Origin of the sequence: Binatus sp. (SeqCode), from assembly GCF_049584895.1 — a bacterium.
Lineage (GTDB): Bacteria > Desulfobacterota > Binatia > Binatales > Binataceae > Binatus.
On sequence record NZ_JBAUYR010000143.1, the window covers coordinates 1 to 18,325 of the forward strand.

16 protein-coding genes and 1 pseudogene are annotated in these 18,325 nt (G+C 59.7%); 9 read left to right on the plus strand and 8 right to left on the minus strand.

Going from position 1 to position 18,325, the window contains the following annotated elements; translation table 11 throughout:
- Nucleotides 1-244 (minus strand): hypothetical protein (locus tag WB650_RS23450; RefSeq protein WP_423962252.1); only part of this gene is annotated, 244 nt, incomplete at its 3' end.
- 172 nt (nt 245-416) lie between these two features.
- Between WB650_RS23450 and guaA the strand changes: the two genes are divergently transcribed.
- Both guaA and gltX read left to right on the plus strand, forming a co-directional pair.
- Complete coding sequence (guaA, locus tag WB650_RS23455; protein ID WP_423962254.1) at nt 417-1,946, plus strand: glutamine-hydrolyzing GMP synthase; 1,530 nt, start codon at nt 417-419, stop codon at nt 1,944-1,946.
- Nucleotides 1,947-1,948: 2 nt separating this feature from the next.
- Nucleotides 1,949-3,394 (plus strand): glutamate--tRNA ligase, encoded by a 1,446-nt coding sequence (gene gltX, locus WB650_RS23460; RefSeq protein ID WP_423962256.1) that lies wholly within the window; start codon nt 1,949-1,951, stop codon nt 3,392-3,394.
- Nucleotides 3,395-3,397: 3 nt separating this feature from the next.
- Here gltX and WB650_RS23465 read toward each other — a convergent pair whose 3' ends face one another.
- Entirely contained in the window at nt 3,398-3,928 is a 531-nt protein-coding gene (locus WB650_RS23465) for a cupredoxin domain-containing protein (RefSeq protein ID WP_423962257.1), read from the minus strand.
- Nucleotides 3,929-3,948: 20 nt separating this feature from the next.
- Here WB650_RS23465 and clpP point away from each other — a divergent pair, with 20 nt between their 5' ends.
- Genes clpP through WB650_RS23480 form a run of 3 tightly spaced genes read left to right on the plus strand, consistent with a single transcriptional unit; the run spans nt 3,949 to nt 7,878 of the window.
- Nucleotides 3,949-4,551: an ATP-dependent Clp endopeptidase proteolytic subunit ClpP gene (gene clpP / locus WB650_RS23470; protein WP_422307600.1), complete on the plus strand. Its 603-nt coding sequence runs from the start codon at nt 3,949-3,951 to the stop codon at nt 4,549-4,551.
- A gap of 24 nt (nt 4,552-4,575) precedes the next feature.
- On the plus strand, nt 4,576-7,080 hold the full coding sequence (locus tag WB650_RS23475; RefSeq protein WP_423962259.1) for a heavy metal translocating P-type ATPase: 2,505 nt from the start codon (nt 4,576-4,578) through the stop codon (nt 7,078-7,080).
- Nucleotides 7,081-7,095: 15 nt separating this feature from the next.
- A complete protein-coding gene (locus WB650_RS23480; protein ID WP_422307596.1) occupies nt 7,096-7,878 on the plus strand; it encodes a sulfite exporter TauE/SafE family protein in 783 nt (260 codons plus the stop codon).
- Here the strand turns inward: WB650_RS23480 and WB650_RS23485 are convergent.
- Complete coding sequence (locus WB650_RS23485; RefSeq protein WP_423962261.1) at nt 7,875-9,605, minus strand: DUF885 domain-containing protein; 1,731 nt, start codon at nt 9,603-9,605, stop codon at nt 7,875-7,877. The genes WB650_RS23480 and WB650_RS23485 overlap by 4 nt on opposite strands.
- Nucleotides 9,606-9,609: 4 nt before the next feature.
- Nucleotides 9,610-10,346: pseudogene (locus tag WB650_RS23490) on the minus strand (dienelactone hydrolase family protein).
- A gap of 138 nt (nt 10,347-10,484) precedes the next feature.
- Between WB650_RS23490 and WB650_RS23495 the strand changes: the two are divergent.
- Together WB650_RS23495 and WB650_RS23500 are read left to right on the plus strand one after the other, a co-directional pair.
- A complete protein-coding gene (locus tag WB650_RS23495; protein WP_422304164.1) occupies nt 10,485-11,279 on the plus strand; it encodes an RMD1 family protein in 795 nt (264 codons plus the stop codon).
- A 126-nt stretch (nt 11,280-11,405) separates the two neighbouring features.
- On the plus strand, nt 11,406-11,846 hold the full coding sequence (locus WB650_RS23500; RefSeq protein WP_422304163.1) for a hypothetical protein: 441 nt from the start codon (nt 11,406-11,408) through the stop codon (nt 11,844-11,846).
- A gap of 10 nt (nt 11,847-11,856) precedes the next feature.
- Here WB650_RS23500 and WB650_RS23505 read toward each other — a convergent pair whose 3' ends face one another.
- The 4 genes from WB650_RS23505 to WB650_RS23520 all read right to left on the minus strand — a co-directional run bounded on the left by WB650_RS23505 (nt 11,857) and on the right by WB650_RS23520 (nt 16,679).
- Nucleotides 11,857-12,045 carry a hypothetical protein gene (locus WB650_RS23505; protein ID WP_422304162.1) on the minus strand — a complete coding sequence of 63 codons (189 nt, stop codon included), beginning with the start codon at nt 12,043-12,045 and terminating at the stop codon, nt 11,857-11,859.
- A gap of 1,001 nt (nt 12,046-13,046) precedes the next feature.
- Nucleotides 13,047-14,432: an arylsulfatase gene (locus WB650_RS23510; RefSeq protein ID WP_422304161.1), complete on the minus strand. Its 1,386-nt coding sequence runs from the start codon at nt 14,430-14,432 to the stop codon at nt 13,047-13,049.
- Between the two features lie 23 nt (nt 14,433-14,455).
- Entirely contained in the window at nt 14,456-15,337 is an 882-nt protein-coding gene (locus WB650_RS23515) for an alpha/beta hydrolase (RefSeq protein ID WP_422304160.1), read from the minus strand.
- Nucleotides 15,338-15,410: 73 nt separating this feature from the next.
- The gene (locus WB650_RS23520; protein ID WP_422304159.1) at nt 15,411-16,679 is read right to left on the minus strand and encodes a saccharopine dehydrogenase family protein; all 1,269 of its coding nucleotides are present in this window, start codon (nt 16,677-16,679) and stop codon (nt 15,411-15,413) included.
- A gap of 148 nt (nt 16,680-16,827) precedes the next feature.
- Between WB650_RS23520 and WB650_RS23525 the strand changes: the two genes are divergently transcribed.
- On the plus strand, nt 16,828-17,490 hold the full coding sequence (locus WB650_RS23525) for a TetR/AcrR family transcriptional regulator (protein ID WP_423962264.1): 663 nt from the start codon (nt 16,828-16,830) through the stop codon (nt 17,488-17,490).
- Nucleotides 17,491-17,828: 338 nt separating this feature from the next.
- A partial coding sequence (locus WB650_RS23530; protein WP_423962266.1) for a hypothetical protein occupies nt 17,829-18,325 on the plus strand: 497 nt, incomplete at its 3' end.

Genomic DNA, 18,325 nt, shown 5'->3' on the forward strand with positions numbered 1-18,325 from the left:
CCGCTGTTTCTCGCCGAGATTCCGATAACTCGTGTTGTAGGTCTCCAATTCGCGAATTGAGCGCGTTCGTCTTTTTTGTATCGGCGTGTCGGTCCAGCAAACTGCCGATAAGATTTGCAACGACAAGGGCACTTCCACCGAAAGCGATGACGCGCCATTCCCAGAGCGGCAGAGCGGGCGCCGTCACATACGACACCCAAATGTCGAACAGAACCCATCCGAGTTGAGCGAAAATAGAGACCATCCCCATAACAACCCCATGTCGGTCAGATTTGCTCTCCCGCCGTTAGGGGACAGCCTAGCGACGGGACTACTCCCCTCAACATGGGGATACCCGCGTAGGATAAACACTTGTGGACCGGCGCGCGCGGCGGCGTTTCTTACCCCGCGCCGCGTCCGGTATATTTCAACGTACAGTGATACTGATTTTAGATTTCGGCAGCCAGTACACGCAGCTGATCGCACGGCGCGTGCGCGAGGCGAACGTGTATTGCGAAATCCATCAGTTCAATTTCGCGCTCGATAAAATCCGTGCGCTCAACCCTCGCGGAATTATTCTTTCCGGCGGACCCGCCAGCCTCTACGACGACAATGCGCCCGATATCGCCGACGAAGTGCTCAACCTCGACTGCCCCGTCCTCGGAATCTGCTACGGGCTCTACGTAATCGCGCAGCACATGGGCGCGCGCAGCGTCAGCTCGCGACAACGCGAATACGGGCCGGCGACCTTGATGATAGACGGCGACGACACGCTGTTCGAGGGCCTCGACGGCCGCGAACATCGCGTCTGGATGAGTCACGGCGATCGCGTCGAGGCAATTCCGGGCGCGCTGTGCGCGATTGCACACAGCGACAACTCGCCGTACGCGGCGTTCAAGTCGCGCGACGGCCGTCTGCGAGGAATCCAGTTTCATCCGGAGGTCGTTCACACCCCGTGCGGCACGCAAGTGCTGCGCAACTTCGTGCTGAAAATCTGCGGTGAGCGCGGCGACTGGACCATGGCGAATTTTGTCGAGACCAAACTCGCCGAGATTCGCAAGCAGGTCGGCCCGACCGACAAAGTCCTGATGGGATTGTCGGGCGGCGTCGATTCGTCAGTGGCGGCGGCGTTGATACATCGCGCAATCGGCTCGCGCCTGCATTGCGTGTTCGTCGATACCGGATTGCTGCGCGCGGGCGAGCGCGAGCGGATGGAAAATACCTTCGCCGGCCAGCTCGGAATCGATCTGAAAGTCACCGATGCGTCCGAACTGTTCCTGTCGCGGCTCGCGGGCGTGATTGACCCCGAGCAGAAGCGCCGCATCATCGGGCACACCTTCATCGACGTGTTCGAATCTGAAGAAGTGGTCAAGGGCGCAAAATTTCTCGGCCAGGGAACGCTCTACCCCGATGTTATCGAATCGGTTTCGTTCAAGGGCCCGTCGCAGGTGATCAAGAGCCATCACAATGTCGGCGGATTGCCGGAGCGGATGCGCCTCGAGCTGGTCGAGCCGTTGCGCGAGTTGTTCAAGGATGAAGTGCGCGAAGCAGGGCGCCAGCTCGGATTGGCGGCAGAGGTCGTCGATCGCGAACCGTTTCCGGGACCGGGACTCGCGGTGCGGATCGTCGGCGAAGTCACGCGCGAACGCCTCGATATGTTGCGGCGCGCCGACGCGATCGTCATGGAAGAAACCGCGGCCGCCGGCTTCGGACTCAAACTGTGGCAGGCGTTCGCTGTCCTGCTGCCGCTCAAGACCGTCGGCGTGATGGGCGATGGACGCAGTTATGAAAGCGTGATTGCGATTCGCGCGGTCGAATCGATGGACGGGATGACGGCGGATTGGGCGCGGCTCGAGCCGGCCTTTCTCGCGCGCGTGTCGAGCCGCATCACCAACGAGGTCAAGGGCGTCAACCGCGTCGTCTACGACATCACGTCGAAACCGCCGGCGACGATAGAGTGGGAGTGACTGTGCCTGTTCGCACACGTTTCGCGCCGAGTCCGACCGGCTCGCTGCACATCGGCAATGTTCGCTCGGGGCTGTTCGCGTACCTCTACGCGCGGCACAACAAAGGCCAGTTCATCCTGCGCATCGACGACACCGATCGCGAACGCTCGACGAAGCAGTCGCTCGACGAAATACTCACAGATCTAAAGTGGCTCGGGATGGAGTGGGACGAAGGTCCGCCCGACGAAGCATACTTTCAGACCAATCGAGTCGAGCGTCATCGCGCGGCCGCGCTCCAACTTTTGCGCGAGCGCAAGGCATACCCGTGCTACTGCTCGGCGGAAGAGCTCGACGCCAAGCGCAAGCAGGCCGAGCGCGAGCATCGCAGGCCGGTTTACGATCGCAAATGTCGCGGGCTCGACTTCCCCGCCGACTTGCCGCTGCCGGACAAGGCCGCCGGTCGCAATTACACGATTCGTTTCGCGATGCCGCTCGATGGCGAGACGGTCGTCGACGACCTGGTGAAGGGACGGATGGTCTTTCAGAACAGCGAGCTCGACGACTTTATCATCGTGCGTTCAGACGGCTCGCCGATTTACAACTTCGCGAGCATCCTCGACGACGTTGACCTGCGCATTACGCACATCGTGCGCGGCGACGATCACGTCCCGAATACTCCGCGCCAGATGCAGATGGCGTACGCTCTCGGCTTCACGCCTCCGGCGTTCGCTCATTTGCCGCAGGTGCTCGGGCCCGACGGATCGCCGCTGTCAAAGCGTCACGGCGCGACTTCCGTCATCGCATATCGCGAGAACGGATATTTCCCGGAGGCGATGCTGAACTACCTCGCGCGACTTGGATGGTCGCATGGCGACCAGGAAATCTTCTCGAAGGACGAGCTGATCAACTATTTCGGCTTCGAGGCGTGCGGAAAATCGGCCGGCGTCTTCAATCCAGAAAAGTTGCTCTGGCTGAACTTCCACTACCTGAAAGAGCGGCCCGTGCCGAATCTAGTGGCTGAGATCAAGCCATTCATCGCCAAGCGTGGATGGCCGATTCCGGGCGACGACGCGTGGCTCGAAAAGGCCGTCGCGACACTGCACGAGCGCGCCAAGACGCTCGTCGAGCTGGTGGACTTTGCGTCGTTCTATCTGAAGGACGACATCGAGATCGATCCGAAGGCGGCGGCGAAATTCCTGAAGCCCGATGTCGCCGAACCGCTGCGCGCGTTGGCCAGCGAGCTCGAAGCGCAAGAGGGCGAGGTTTCCGAGGAGTCGGTGAAAGCAGTGATCGAATCTGTCCTGGCGCGATTCAACCTCAAGCTTGGGCAGCTTGCGCAGCCGGTCCGTGTCGCGCTCACGGGAGGCACCGTCAGTCCCGGGATTTACGAGGTGATTGCGGTTCTCGGTAAACGACGCACCGTCGATCGCCTGAACGCCGCCGTCCGCCGGATTGAGCAGCCTGCTTAAGAATCACTTCGGACTCGTTGGCGGCAGCACCAGGATCTGCCCATTCATTTCCGGCTGATGCACTGCGCAGTAGAAATTGAAGATCCCGTCTTTATGAAAAGTGAAAATGTACGACGTCTTCGTGAGCGGCTGCAGCTTCAAGTGCATCATGACGGTTCCCTCCGGCGCGGCCAGCATGAAGTCGTGCTCGTCGTCGGGCTGCAGATTCCAGAACGTGAGCATCGTCGGCATTTCGCGGCGCACCGCAATGAATGTCGGCGACCATGCGTAAACCTCGCCGAATTTCGCCACCGTCTCTTTCGGCCCGGTCTCTTTGACTGCGACCGCTCCCGTCACGATGATCACTTCGGCCTCCGGAGTGCCGGTCTGCGAGACCGAAACTATCTTCGACGCCGCCGCATTGGGCAGGTAGAAGTTCTTGTCCATCGGCGGCGCTCCCACAGCGGAGGTGACGCCGACGAGCACCAGCGCGACTATCAACGTCGCCGCCGAAAGATGCCGCAAATCGTTGCGCAGTACTTCCCAGTTATGCATTCGCATAGTACCTTTGAAGTATGAGTGTACTCGTACCATACGTAGTCGAGCAGACCGGCCGCGGCGAACGTTCCTACGACATCTATTCGCGACTGCTCAAGGACCGAATCGTGTTCCTGGGCGGCACCGTGACCGACGACCTTGCCAACCTTGTAACCGCACAGCTCCTGTTCCTCGAGTCCGAGGATCCGGAGCGCGAAATAAATATGTACATCAACTCGCCGGGCGGATCAGTCACCGCCGGCCTCGCGATCTACGATACGATGCAATTCGTGAAGCCTCCCGTGTCGACGCTATGCGTTGGGCAGGCTGCCAGCATGGGATCTCTGCTGTTGGCTGCAGGAGCAAAGGGCAGGAGATACGCGCTGCCTCACTCGCGCATACTGATTCACCAGGTATCAGGCGGTTTCGAGGGACAGGCGAGCGATATCGAGATCCATGCGCGCGAGGCGTTGCGGCTTCGCGAGATCCTGAACGACATTCTTGCTCACCACACCGGCCAGAACGTCAAGAAGATCGAGAAGGATACCGACCGCGACAACTTCATGTCCGCAGCGCAGGCAGTCGAATACGGACTTATCGACGAAGTGATCGCGGGGCGGCCCGTCAAGGCGTCGCTCTAACCGGTACACGGGCGGCGCTCGCCCATGGACGCGCAACACACTCTCGAAAGCCCCGACGCTGAAAAGATCGAACGGTTCCGAATTCGCGGCATGCATTGCGCGAATTGCGCGGACACGATCGAAAAAGCTGTAGCGCCGATCCCTGGCGTCATTGACGCTCACGTAAATTTCGCGGCAGAGACGCTTACTGCCCGCGTCAGCCACGAGGTTCCCGCGGGCGAGATCGAGGCGAAGGTCGCGGCCGCCGGCTATACGGCAATCGCCGAGACTGGCAGCGTGAGTGCCGGCGAATCGGTGCTCGATCGTCAGGATGCGCGCCGCAACCTTCAGTGGGTAATCGCGAGTGCGATCGGCGCCGCGGTCGTGATGTATATGCAGGACGGCGAGAGCCTGGGCACGCGCATCGCGACGCTCGTCGTTGCAACGTCGCTGATGTTTACCGCCGGCCTGACGTTCTACCGCGGCGCCTGGACAGCCGCGCGCAATCGCACTGCGAACATGGATACGCTGGTCGCGCTCGGAATCAGCGCGGCATACTTCTATTCGATCCTCACCACGTTTCCGGAAGTCTTCTTCGCCGGTCCCAGGTTCTTCGATACCGCAATCGAACTGATCCTGTTCATTCGTTTCGGCAAATTCCTCGAAGCGCGGGCTCGCGGCCGCGCGATGAATGCGCTGCGGTCCCTGCTGACCCTTGTCCCCGATGTCGCAACTGTTGTCCGCGACGGCAACGAGTTGGTCGTGCCGGTTTCCCAATTGGCGGTTGGCGACGTGGTGCTGGTCAGGCCCGCCTCCAGAATTCCGGTTGACGGCGTGATCATCGCTGGCGCCAGCGCTATTGACGAGTCGATGCTCACGGGCGAGTCGATGCCGGTGGACAAGGCGGTGGGCGCTGAGATCTCGGGAGGCACGCTCAACACCGCCGCCGTAATTATGGTACGCGCGACCCGCGTTGGCTCTGAGACGGCGCTTGCGCAGATTGTCAGAATGGTCGCGGATGCGCAGGGCGATAAGGCTCCCATCCAGCGCGTGGCGGACGCCGTCGCCGCGCGATTTGTGCCGACCGTGATCGCGATCGCGGTGTTGGCCTTCGTCGCGTGGATATGGCTCGGCGGGGATCTCGTAATGGCGTTGACCGCGATGACCGCCGTGCTGGTAATCGCGTGTCCGTGCGCGATGGGATTGGCTACGCCGACTGCGCTGATGGTTGGCAGCGGCCTCGGCCTGCGCATCGGGATCCTGGTCAAGCGGACCTCGGCGCTCGAATTGATCACGAAAATCCGCGTAATGCTGTTCGACAAGACCGGCACTCTGACCGCCGGACGGCCGGAACTCGAATCGGTCGTCGCGCTCGACGGCGACGAGAACAGCGTGTTGTCATTTGCCGCGATCGCCGCCGCCGGATCGGTTCATCCGCTGTCGCGCGCTGTCAGCTCGAGCGCGCACGCGCGAAGCCTCGCCCTACAATCCGCCGCGGATAATTCCCGCGAGATTCCGGGGCAAGGCGTTGTCGCCGATCACCAGGGAAGGCAGATCGCGCTCGGCAACGAGCTGCTCATGACTGAAATCGGCGCCACTGTGGACTCCCGCGCGCGCGACGAGGCTGCCCGCATAGCAGCCTCTGCGGCGACGCCGTTGTTTCTCGCGATCGATCGCAACGTGACTGCAGTGCTGGCGTTCCGCGATCCCGTCAAGCCTGAGGCGCGCGGGGCGATTGCGGAACTGCGTAGAATGGGTATTCGCACCGTGATGATCTCCGGTGACAATGCCGAAGTCGCAAAGGCGGTCGCCATCCGGCTGGAAATCGACGAGTTTCATGCGCAACTGATGCCGGCGGACAAGATTGCGATAGTCAAACGCTACCAGGACGCGGGGCAGTTCACCGCGATGGTCGGCGACGGTATCAACGACGCGCCCGCGCTCGCAGCCGCCGATATTGGCATCGCGATTGGCTCCGGCACCGATGCCGCCAAGGAGACCGGTGACGTCGTACTCACCCGCGACGACTTGTACGACATCGTGCGCGCGCTGATACTCGGCCGTTTGACACTCAACAAGGTGAAGCAAAATCTGTTCTGGGCGTTCTTTTACAATGTGCTTGGGATTCCGATTGCCGCCGGCGCTCTATATCCCTTCTTTGGGATAATGCTGAATCCCGCGCTGGCAGGACTTGCGATGGCGCTGTCGAGCGTCAGCGTTGTCAGCAACGCGTTACTGCTCAATATCACCGGGCCGCGAAAATTGGCGAGCGTGCATCCTGAGATCGACGTGGAGCACAGCCCGCTTCCGAATTCTTCGACACCTCCGAATGGGCGGATCCAAATTCCTGAGAAAAGGGAGATTGCGGTGGCAACCAAACTGAAATGCGAAAAGTGCGGCGCCGAGATCGCGATGCCGATGCACTGCAATCGCCCGATGCACGCCGAAAAAGTCGGCAACGAGACCAAGCTTGTATGCTGGATGGGTGCAAGCTGCGGCGTCGCCGACGTTCCCCAACATTGCGATTCGCCGATGCACGACGCCGCCTAGCGCACCGCCATCGCGTTGCTCCACTACTGGTTCCTGCTTCCGGTCGGCGTATCAATCAGCGCGCTGGTGATGTCCGCGGGAGTGTCTGGCTCGACGCTGTGGGTGCCGGTCTACCTGTTGTGGCTCAGGCTCGACCCACCGATTGCGTTCTGGCTCGGATTGTTCACTATGCTGTTCGGCTTCGGCAGCGGCATGATCCGCAACCTTCGCGACGGCACCTTCGACGGCGTCCTTGTCCGCCGCTATTTGCTGATTGCGATGCCCGCGGCACTAGTTGGCGGATGGCTTTCTAGCTCAGTAAATCAGGCATTCATCGTCGCACTCTTCGGTGCGTTTCTGATCTTGTACGCGATACTGATCGCAGGACGCACGCTGGGCATGCGCGGTGATATCGATCGGCACGACGACGTTCCAGTCGCAACCGCACTGTTGGGCGGCGCACTGACCGGGCTCATCTCGATCGGAGTCGGAATCCTCGCGATGCCATCAGTATTGCGTCATCGGTCGAGTCGTTCGCCCGGCGTGGCAGTCGGATCTCTCGTCATGATCATATTCTTCACGAGCCTGGCCGCGACCATCGGGCGCATGCGCCCGTCATTGATTTCGGTGCTGCGCCGCGATTCGTCGCAGATTTTCGCAATCGCAATCTGGGCCGTGCCCGGCGTCGTGATCGGTGGACAGATCGGTCCGCGACTCGCGCAGATGTTGCCGTCGGAACGTCACACGCGCCTCTATTTCAGCGCCGTTCTGCTGGTCGTCGGTGTGCTGACGTTGGCCCGCGCGGCGGCCATACGCTAAAGCAACGGGCCGTCGTTTCCGAGCATCGCGCGCCTGATCAATTTGATCGGAACTGCGCCTTGCTTCAGAAACGCGTCGTGAAATTTGCCGAGGTCGAAGGCGGCGCCCTGCTGTTTACGAACGTCCTCGCGTAATTTCAAAATCATCAGCTTGCCGAGTTGATAGCGCAGGTAGCCGGGGTCGCCGGTGCCGCGCAGCGCCTCGACCATCGCGTTATGCGGCGTCTGGTACGCATTGTTTTCGAAAAACTTCGCGGCCTGATCGACCGTCATCCCTTGCGTATGCATCCGGATGCCGACGAGGTACCGGCACGCACGCATCAGCGCCATCTGCAATTGCGCGAGCCGATATTTAGGATCGCCGTGATGCAATCCCTCGTCGAGCATCATCTGCTCGCAGTAGAAAGCCCAACCCTCGACGTCCGCGCCCGAGCCATAAATCAATCGAACGACATCCGGGTTGTGCCGATTGTTGAGGAATTGCACGTAGTGCCCGGGAAAGACCTCGTGCACCGAAGTGTCGGAAATGCTTGGCGCAGAATAGAAAGCGAGCAGCTGATCCTTCTTCGCGTCGGGCCACGACGGATCCGGAAGCGTTACGTAGAAATATGCTTCGGGTGATTTTTCGAACGGTCCCGGCGAATCCATCGACGCGAACGTCGTCGCCCGCATATACGGCGGCGTCTCGCGCACCATCGGCATCACGTCGGACGGCACAGTGGCGATATGGTGCGCGATGACGTACGTGCGAATGCTCGCGAGTCCGGCGGCGACCGTAGGTAACAGGTGCACAGTGTCGGGATGATCGCGGCTTAGCGAATCCATCACGTCGGCCGGCGAGCGCTTCGGATCAATCTCCGCCGCCGTCTTCTGGAATTCATCGCGCAGCCGCGCCAGCTCCTTGACGCCCACCTGTTCCAACTGATCGAGCGGCATATCGACCATGTCGGCGTCGTTGAGCATCCGCCGATACGCGCCGGCGCCGATTGCGTAGTCGCCCGACGCTTTCGGCATCAGATCGTTCTTGAGCCACTGGGCGTAGTCCTGGATTGCAGCGACCAGGTTTGCATTCGCCTTGGCGAACGCCTGCTTGTCGGGACCGTCGGCGACCTTCGCGAACGCGAGCGGCACGTCGTTGTTGAAAAACCCGATCGTCGCCGGCATTTGTTGCAACGCGATATCGACGTAGACCTTCGGCGTCAATGACGGCTGCAAGTTGGTCCGCGCAGCTTCGAGATTCTTGAGCGCGGCAACTTCGCGCGCGGTCACCGAACGCATCCTCGTCTCGGCCGGTGCGAATTCGCGCTTGATCAGGCCGTTGACCGCTGACGTTGGCAAATACGTTTCCGGTTCGCGCTGATAGCTGCGGATCTGTTCGGTCCAAAGCAGCTCGCCGTCCGCATGTCCCAGCAGCAATTCGCGATCCGCTTCGTTCGCCGGTGAAAGATACCGCGCATCGTCCGCCTCGAATAACGCGATCCATTTTTTCGCATGACGGATCACGGCGTCGATACCCTGCGCACTCATGTCGTCGACGCGATTGTCGAAGCGATGATCTCCCAGCTGCGTTGCACGCTCGGGAGACAGTTGCATCTCGGTCTCGACGAATTGCGTGACGTGCGCCCTGAAGACGCGATTGGCCGCCGCTCCATTATGAGCATCCGCCCGCGCTGTGATCGGAATAGTGAGAGCGATCGCGATGGCGGCAAAGGCTGCGGCCCGTTTCACGCGATTACTTCAACGTGCCTGCGAACAACTCGGTCAATTTCTGGAACGCGCGTTCGGCTTGCGCCTGGTTGTAGACCGGCGCATCGGATGTCGTCCAACCGTGGAACGCGCCTTCGTAGACTTCGCTTTCATATTTTCCGCCCCATGCGGCGAGCGCTCGATCGAACTTTTCGATCGCCTCCTGCGGCATGTCCGATCGTTGGTCGCGTGTCCGAAGTAGAGGCGCGCCTTGATCCGCGGCAGCACCAGATGCGGGCTGGTCGGCTCATCGGTGTAGAGACCGCCGCCGTGGAACGACGCCATCGCGGCAACTTTGCCGGGCATCGCCGCGGCCGTGCGCATCGCGAATGCGCCCGTGAAGCAGTAGCCAACGACACCAATCTTTCCCGCGCTCGTGGCGGCATGTGCTGTGAGAAAATTGACGTACGCCGTCGCGTCGCGCTCGACGGCTTCAGGAGTCAGCGGCGCGCGCAGTTCGCCGAACCGCTGCATCGTCTTCGGATCGCCCATGCCAATTTTGACGTCGATAACCGGCGGTTTGGTCGTGCGATAAAACACGTTCGGCATCAGCACCGTATAACCTTTCTCCGCCAGCCGCTTCGCCATCTCGCGATGTGACGGGCGGATGCCGCCGATGTCTGTCAGATGTATTACGCCGGGTCGGCGCTCGCCTTCTGCCCGAAAGAGAATACCGTCAGCGTTGCCGTCGCTCGTGCGAATCTCGATTGCTTCTTCGATCATTTGCCCTCTCCTTGGGATCTTTGTGGTGAGTCCGATCCATATATCATAGGCAAGACATTTTTCACGCTACAGCTTTCATGACATCGTAATTGCTTTCATTGAAGGGAGTTGGCTGGGACTATTGCAACGGGTGCGCGAATGGCGAACCGGATTCATCAATTCTACGCGGTGGCCTTCGAGGAGAACTTCTCGTTCCGCCAGATTGCGCCCGCGTTTCCGGAAGCAAGGACCTCCGCGCTCGAGATGTTTGTCCCGGTCGAGTCCGACGGCGGTGACGGCGGCCTCTACTTTTTCCCCTTCGGCGCGATCGTCACGCACGATGTGCCCGCTGAGCAGCGCGAGCGCATTTTCTCGCGCCTCACTCAAGTCCTGCCCAAACTCACTACCCGCATCATCCGCGAGGACTACTCGGTGCTCGAGGATCCCTCCGCCCCAATCGGAATTTTTAACGGGATGCTGCGAGTCGACAAGCTCACTCCCCAACGCGCGGGGATTGTTGCTTTGACGGTCGGTCAGAGCGCCGCGATGGAATACTACGAGCGCATCGTCGACAGCCTGTTCGCGCGCACCGCGCAGCTGGTAGATAGAATGGCGTCACGCGGCACGGTGCCTTATCGGGTGACCCCGCTGCATCGCTTTATCGGCGAGGCGATTTCGTCGCGCACCGAAGTTCTCGCCGTCCTCCATCTGCTCGACAAGCCCGACGCGGCCTGGGAAGACCCCGCGATGGATCTCATCTACGACGATCTGCGCGACGAGTTCGATCTCGTCGATCGCTACGCCGCTCTGACCAGCAAGCTGCAAAGCATCCAGGACTCGCTCGTCCTGGTGCTGGACGTCGCGCGCGATCGTCGCCTCGTGCTGCTTGAAGTCATTGTCGTGCTGCTGATTTTGCTCGAAGTCATCCTGAGCATCGGCCACTTCACCTTATAAATCGTTCACACCTGCTCAGTGAATTGAGTTAACATTGCCGAAACATTGGTCTGGTACTTTCGTCAACACGCGAAGTTTAGTCTCGCGATGGCGCGGTCTCGCGCTTCCGTTGAACGGGGGCATTTGATGTCAGACGAAACTCCACCGCTCGAAAAATCAATCGACACTGGACTCCTGCTGCCGGGACAGTACGTCGACATGGTCCGGCGAAATCACGTTATCGAGGGCGAGCTGAAACTTATGCTGGCCGTTTTGGAAGACGCGATTCGATGCTATCTGCGAAACCTGAACGAGAAGGACGGCGAGCGCCGGCGTGATTTTGTCGAGGTCAGAAATTGGTTCGATGGCAAGGACGCCCGTGCCCGGCTCGGCGATATTTTCAGCTTCGAGAACCTGTGCGCGGCGCTCGGAATCGAACCGCGTTACCTGCTCGACCGACTGAACCTTCTGACGATTGGCGATCTTCCGTCGCGGCGTTATCAGATGCGCCGGCATCGCCCGCTGTCGAGCTTGCGGCATGCCAACGGCGTGCGAAAGCGCGGCACCGTCCGCTCTCACGGCTCGTGACGAGAGCTTGTCAGTTCGGTCCGAACTGCCATCGCGTCGCACTGCCCTGAAACTCACCGGGCGTTGCGTCGACGCCAATCACCTTGCCCGGACGTACCGCGAAAATCGGCCCCATATCGAGCACCGTCTCAATTTTCAAATCCCACTGGTACTTAGGATTGTAAGCCTCGATGAAACGGCGGATCGTCTCGGCGTCCACAATTTTCTCTGCGATGTCTTCGAGTGAGACGGCTTGAATGCCATCTTCGGGGCATACGACGCAGTTCGGATTGGTCCTACGATTCGTTAGATGCTGTTCAGAATCTACAGAGTCAGCCAGAGGGTCTTTTACAAAAGACCGCAGGGCTTTTTTGGTGGGCAGGGAGTGAATCGAACACTCGACACAAGGATTTTCAGGCCAACTACCGCCCGCGAGTCAGAGCCAAAGAAAGACATTAGAGGCCTAAACTTGCCGATTTGCCGGTCCGGAAAACTTGGAAGAGGCGCACATTATCTATCTGCGTCCCTCCGTTCGGGCAAGGTATGGGCAAAGTCGGAGGTTCCCGCTGGCCTTAGGATGCATCCGAGCTCGCGATCGCGGGGGGGCCGCCTCGTTCGCCTCTTTGCTTCGGCTTGACAGACCCTCGGGGCGCGGGCGAACACGTAGGGCAGCACGGCCCAACACGTCGCCAGTGGAGCGCCGGCCAGGGCAAGTCGTCGGGTCGGGGGAAGTAGCAGAACACGCGATTCCCGGGCCACACGTAATCCCTGTCGCGTCGTTCGTGCCAACTCTGGCAACTCGATGAGGCTCGCGTGATGCTCGCCGAAATTTAAGGACATTTCACCGAGGGCTTCGAACCACCGACCTGAAAGGCGCCGCGGCACCGGTGGAGGACCACCTCCTGCCAGCCAAACTTCTTTTCGGCTGGAATGCAATCGAACAGGGCTACGATTCGGGTCTACGGTTCCCGGAAGATTGTTTCACTTACCTCCGGTGAACCCGCTGATTACGAATGACTCCAAGGGCACACTATTAATCACCCCGCAACAAAAGCCGTGAGAAATAGGGGTTTTTTCGGAAGGAGGTCGGTGGTGATCGGTCCTGTTCGGTTGTGATTGGCAGTCGTTTGGCAGCGATTCGAGTTGCGAGCGGGAGCCCATTTAAGCATAACCCGGACCGGAAAGTGGTTACGACCGGGTACGCGTAGGTCTCGCGCCCCTCTAACGCGCAGGTTTCGGCGGAACATAAGGGTCCGGCGTGCCCGGAGGAATAGGCGGTTCCTTCTTCAACGACGCGAAATGTTCAGCTAGCGCTTTGGTAATCGGGAAGCGAGCCCACAGGTCTTCGACTACGCGGGGATCGGTTGGATGCTCTTCCTTGGGATCGATCAAAAGGTCGAAGAACAGCGGAGTACTAAAACTACTCACCGGCTCGCCAAAGCCTTGCGAAAGCGTTTTCATCATCATTTTCCAGTCGCGCCACTTGACGCCGAAAAGATCGTAGCCGACATAGATGATGACCGAATCCCGGTTCGAGCGTTGCTGGCTTCCGGTGAGAAAGTCGAGTTGGTCGACGCCGTCGATGATACGGTCGTCGGGCACCTTGCCCCCGGCGATTCGGGCGAGGGTGGGAAACAGATCCATTTCATGGATGATCTCGTTGCTGATGGTTCCGGGCGGAATGTGTCCCGGCCAGCGCATAAGCAGCGGAACTCGCAGTGAGCCCTCCATCGCGGTGAAGTAAGTGCCCCGCCATGGCCCGCTGAAGCCATAGTATGGTTCGAACATTTCCGGGCCGTTGTCTGACGTGAAAATGAAAATCGTGTTGTCGCGCACGCCCATGTGGTCGATGGCGTCGAGGAGACGACCAGCGTAGTCGTCCATCTGCACGAGCACGTCGGCGAAGTCGCCGTTTCCGGTTTTACCCTGGAACGAGGGCTCCGGCAGAGTCGGAAAATGAAGTTGGGTGTAGGGAATGTAGGCGAAGAAGGGATTGTGGGCCGTGACACTGCGTTGCATGAAGTCGATCGCGCGATCGGTAAGCTCGTGGTCGATCATCCTGCGCTCATTCAGATTGTAGACCTTTACGTTTTTGGGTGCTTCTCCTTTACGTCCTTCCATCACGTGCTCGAACTTCGCCAGCGGACTCGAGTCGGCGCGGAAGCGCGAACTCTGCGGCCAGAACGACTCATCGGATGAATTCGGTATGCCGTACCATTCGTCGAATCCCCGGTCGGTTGGAAAGCGTCCCGGTGTATCGCCGAGATGCCATTTCCCGAATATCGCCGTCGCGTACCCGACCTGGGACAGCATGTCCGAGAGCGTGACTTCCCATCGGGTCAAACCGTAATTGGTGGCGAACAGCGGCACCGTGCCGTTGCCGGTGCGCACCGCATATCGTCCCGTCATCAGGGCCGCGCGGCTGGGCGTGCATTGGGCCTCGACGTTGAAGTTGAGCGCGCGGAATCCTTCTGTCGCCAGCTGGTCGAGCCGGGGGGTCGGAGCGCCTCGCAGGATGCCGCCTCCATAAACGCCAAGTTCGCCCCAACCAAGATTATCCATCAGCACCAAAACGATGTTGGGTTTAGCTGCCTGTTCTGAATTCATTTTCCTTGTCTCCCAGCGCTCTCTTACGGAATCTGCTCGAGGATGAACTTGCCGATGCCCTCGACCGCTTGCTGGCCCTCGGGCAGGAAGCCGGCGAACGTCTGAAAGCGATGAATCATCTCCGGCCAGACTTCGAGTTTGACCTGAACTCCGGCTGCACGCGCGCGTTGTGCGAGGCGCTTCGAGTCGTCCAGCAGAACCTCATGATCGCCGACCTGGATTAGCAGCGGTGGGAATCCCTTAGGATCGGCATACAGCGGAGAGGCCAGCGGGGTCCGCGGATTCGCGCCGGCCAGGTAGGCAGTTCCGAGAAGTCCAATGGCGTCGGGAGTGAAAATCGGATCGACGTCCTTCCGAGTCTTCATCGACTCGCCCAAGAACTCCAGATCGATCATGGGCGAAAGGCAAACCGCCGCCGCAGGCATCGCGAGTCCGGCGTCGCGGCCCGCGATCAGTATCGCGAGCGTCAATGCGCCGCCGGCCGAATCTCCCGCTATTGCGATGCGCGCTGGGCGCAGCCCCTGTTCGAGCAAGAACCGGTAGCCCGCGACGGAATCGTCCACCGCCGCCGGAAACGGATGCTCGGGTGCGAGGCGATAGTCGAGTCCCAGCACACGGGCCTGTGCGGCGCGCGAGATGCGGCCCATGAAATCTCGATGGGTATTCAAGGAGCCCATTACATAACCCCCGCCATGCAAGTAGAGCACGACGCGATCGGCGGCAGCGCCCGGCGCTGCGATCCATTCCGCGCGGACTCCGTTGGCGACAACGGGCTCCTTTTTAACATCGGGTTCCGGTGGCAGGGCCATCTTTTCGTTGAGTGCGCGCATCTCTTCGATGCTTCCGACCTTACTGACCAGAGCTCTTATGACGTCGATCGCCTGTTGTAACTGTGGACTTGCCATCGCAGGAGACACTCCTTAGTTGGTAAAGCGCGCCGATTAGCGCGCGGTTTTTCGAAGCTAGCCCGCGGTTCCCTCAGGCGCCAATATTTTGGATGGTGCTTGAGAGTTTGACCGCCGCGTCTTCCCCACGATCGATCGTCACATTGAGGAGTTCGCTTGAGCGCGCCACTGGTGGGTCGCAGTAAGGCACCAACTGATCGAAGAAGCTGTCCGGTTCGATCACGGCCTCGGGCGCGAATGCGCCGGGTGTGGCGAGGCGTCCTTCCAGCAATTGTCGTAACCCGAGTGCCAGCGGCACGCCGGTCGAGTTCGCCATTCCCTTCGGAACCGTGCTGACCGATACGCCGACGCGCGCTGCCTTCCCGTCCTTGATTCCGGCCGCGAAGGCGAAGAACGGCGGCAAATCGCCATGACCTTTGAGGCTCAGCGACTTCACTACCGCCTTGAGGGTTCGTAGCGCGCCGGGGGCAATCATAATCGCTGCTGCCTGCTCGTTCGTAAGGCTCTTCTGATCCAGCGCCGCGTTGAGATCCTTCAGCAGGGAAAGCGCTTGGGTCGTGAGGATCATCAAGCACGCGCTCCGACCACGAATGCCAAGTGTCGCGCACATCGTGAGCGGCTCGGGATGACCTACAGTGTAGGCCATGCCGCGCCCGCGGCCGGGATAATCAATCTCCACCGCATCGAGCGGCGGTCGATCAACGAGTCGTCCGCCCTCTACTACGCGAATTGCCCCGGATATCTGCTGCATCAAATGAAGCACCGCCGCGCTAGGCTTTCCGCTTTGATCCACCAATAACTCTTTGTCTTCGCTAATCGAAACACCGGCGATCGGCACGTCCAACGGCCACGCGGTATACAGGTCGGTGACTTCGTCGAGCTCGCGCGCAGCCACTTTTGCGAGCAGGTTCGACACGCCCGGGCTCGCTCCCATGCCAATGACCGCCACAACTCCGGCGTTGGTTGCGTTCTGATGCTCGCGCATCATCTCCAGAGTCGGTTCCCAATCGTCGCAGATATCCAGATAATGCGTGCGCGCTTCGATCGCAGCACGCAGGATTGGAACTCCGAACTTATGGAATGGCCCGGTTGTGTTGAGCACCGCGCCCGCTTCGCTCAGCAGTCGCCGCAGCGCGATGCTGTCGGTAACGTCGATTTGTTTGGCGCGGATCCTTACCCTGGGCGACGAGGCCGCCTCCGCGGCGATCTTTTCCGCCGCCGCGAGATCGCGATCACCGATAATAATTTCGCGTATGCCGTCAAGTGATGCCGCAGTCCGAACAGCGACGCGGCCCATGTTTCCGGCACCGCCCAGCACCACGATTCGTTCGAGTGGTTTCATAATAGTATCGCAACTCCGATAATTGAACAGTAGTCAGGTTTATAGCAAAGCAAATTCTTTGTGGCAAGAGATACTTGAACATCCGTCAAGTTTAGATGTACCTTATCACCCTATGGCAAAGACATCGAGGAAACGCAGTGATCGGACGGTGTCGCAGGCGTCGCGCGCGATTCCTAAGCAGGAGCGGTCCCGGGAGCGGGTCGCCGCGATTCTGGCAGCGACCGCCAGACTCCTTGCCAAATCCGGCTTCGATGGGTTGAATACGCGTCAGATTGCGGCCGCAGCCAAGCTACCCCCGGGGCTCCTCTATCACTACTTTCCGAATAAAGGGGCCATCGTGATGCTTCTGGCCGAGCAGAATGTTCAGCCTCTGCGCCAGGAACTCGCGCAAATGCTCAGTGCAGCAAAGGCGACGTCGTGGAGAGAAGCGATCCGTCGATTGATCGGCAAGCTCGCCGCAGCCTACCGAGCAGAGCCGGCCGCAATGGCAATTTTGCAGGCGCTGCAGAGCGATCCGGAACTCAGGCGATTAAACGGGGAAATGAACAATCAGTTCGCCCGAATCATCGCAAAATTTCTGCGCGCAGCAGGAGCCCGCGTCGATTCGAGAACTCTGCTCCGCGCGGCTCATCTCGTGGTTCTGCTTTGCGACGCCGTAGCTCCTGACCTGGTCGCGGCGAGTCCCCGGGAGGCCGAGAAATTGTCGGCGGAAATTTCCACGCTGTTGATCGCTTATCTCGGAATGATGCTGCAAGAACACGCCAGAGGAACGGACGTTTCTGCTAAACCTCCGGTAGCGAGGGCGATTTGAACAAAACGAGAGTTGCTAGCAAACTCAATCGCTGCGAAATTATTCAGCGCGACGAGATCGTCATCGAAGTAACGCGAACGCAGTACCTCCTCTAAGCAAACAGCAACCGTCCGTGCATTCAGCTCATACAGTATCCACCACTGGAATCGACGCATGGGCTCTGGTTCGAACGGGGCGCTTTCAACCGCCCTAACCGCACAGAGCAGGGCGTCAGTAGTAGCAATCATTTCATTGGCCCTCACTCGTTTGCTGGGTTTTTGACGACCTGATAATCATTGGTAGATCTTCTTGAGTCGCCGCTATCCGAGACATTCACTTCTTCACTAAGGAGGATCCACATGGCAAAGTTGCGCCGTTTGACTCCAATCGGCTTCCTGGTTTTTGGGGTGCTGGTCGTTGCGTCAACTTCATCGGCGCAGACGCGCTCTCCGATTGCCGAACAGATTGCCAAGGCCTATGGCCTGGATTCGTACGGGCAAGTTGAAGCGATCCGCTATACGTTCAACATAAGGGGCGCAATTTCGGTCACCCGTTCATGGGTTTGGGAGCCCAAGACCGGCCAAATCTCCTTCGAGGGAGTAGATAAGGACGGCAAGCCAGTGAAAGTTACCTTTGTTCAATCCAAGGTCACTGCCGATTCTCCCATCGCGAAGGACAAAATTGACTGGTTGTTCGTAAATGATAATTATTGGGCGTTCCTTCCCTTTCATATTTACTGGGATTCTTCAGGCGCCAATGTGCAGGACATGGGCATACAAAAACTGCCGCTGGGAAATGGTTCGGCGAAGCTGGTGACGGTGAAATATCCGAACGGCGGCTACACGCCCGGAGATAC

Bases quoted from the DNA above. Each gene is read 5' to 3' on its own strand.
- WB650_RS23500 (WP_422304163.1), top strand. From the start codon at position 11,406: ATGTCAGACGAAACTCCACCGCTCGAAAAATCAATCGACACTGGACTC.
- WB650_RS23465 (WP_423962257.1), bottom strand. From the start codon at position 3,928: ATGCATAACTGGGAAGTACTGCGCAACGATTTGCGGCATCTTTCGGCG.
- WB650_RS23510 (WP_422304161.1), bottom strand. From the start codon at position 14,432: ATGAATTCAGAACAGGCAGCTAAACCCAACATCGTTTTGGTGCTGATG.
- WB650_RS23475 (WP_423962259.1), top strand. From the start codon at position 4,576: ATGGACGCGCAACACACTCTCGAAAGCCCCGACGCTGAAAAGATCGAA.
- WB650_RS23515 (WP_422304160.1), bottom strand. From the start codon at position 15,337: ATGGCAAGTCCACAGTTACAACAGGCGATCGACGTCATAAGAGCTCTG.
- clpP (WP_422307600.1), top strand. From the start codon at position 3,949: ATGAGTGTACTCGTACCATACGTAGTCGAGCAGACCGGCCGCGGCGAA.
- WB650_RS23495 (WP_422304164.1), top strand. From the start codon at position 10,485: ATGGCGAACCGGATTCATCAATTCTACGCGGTGGCCTTCGAGGAGAAC.
- WB650_RS23520 (WP_422304159.1), bottom strand. From the start codon at position 16,679: ATGAAACCACTCGAACGAATCGTGGTGCTGGGCGGTGCCGGAAACATG.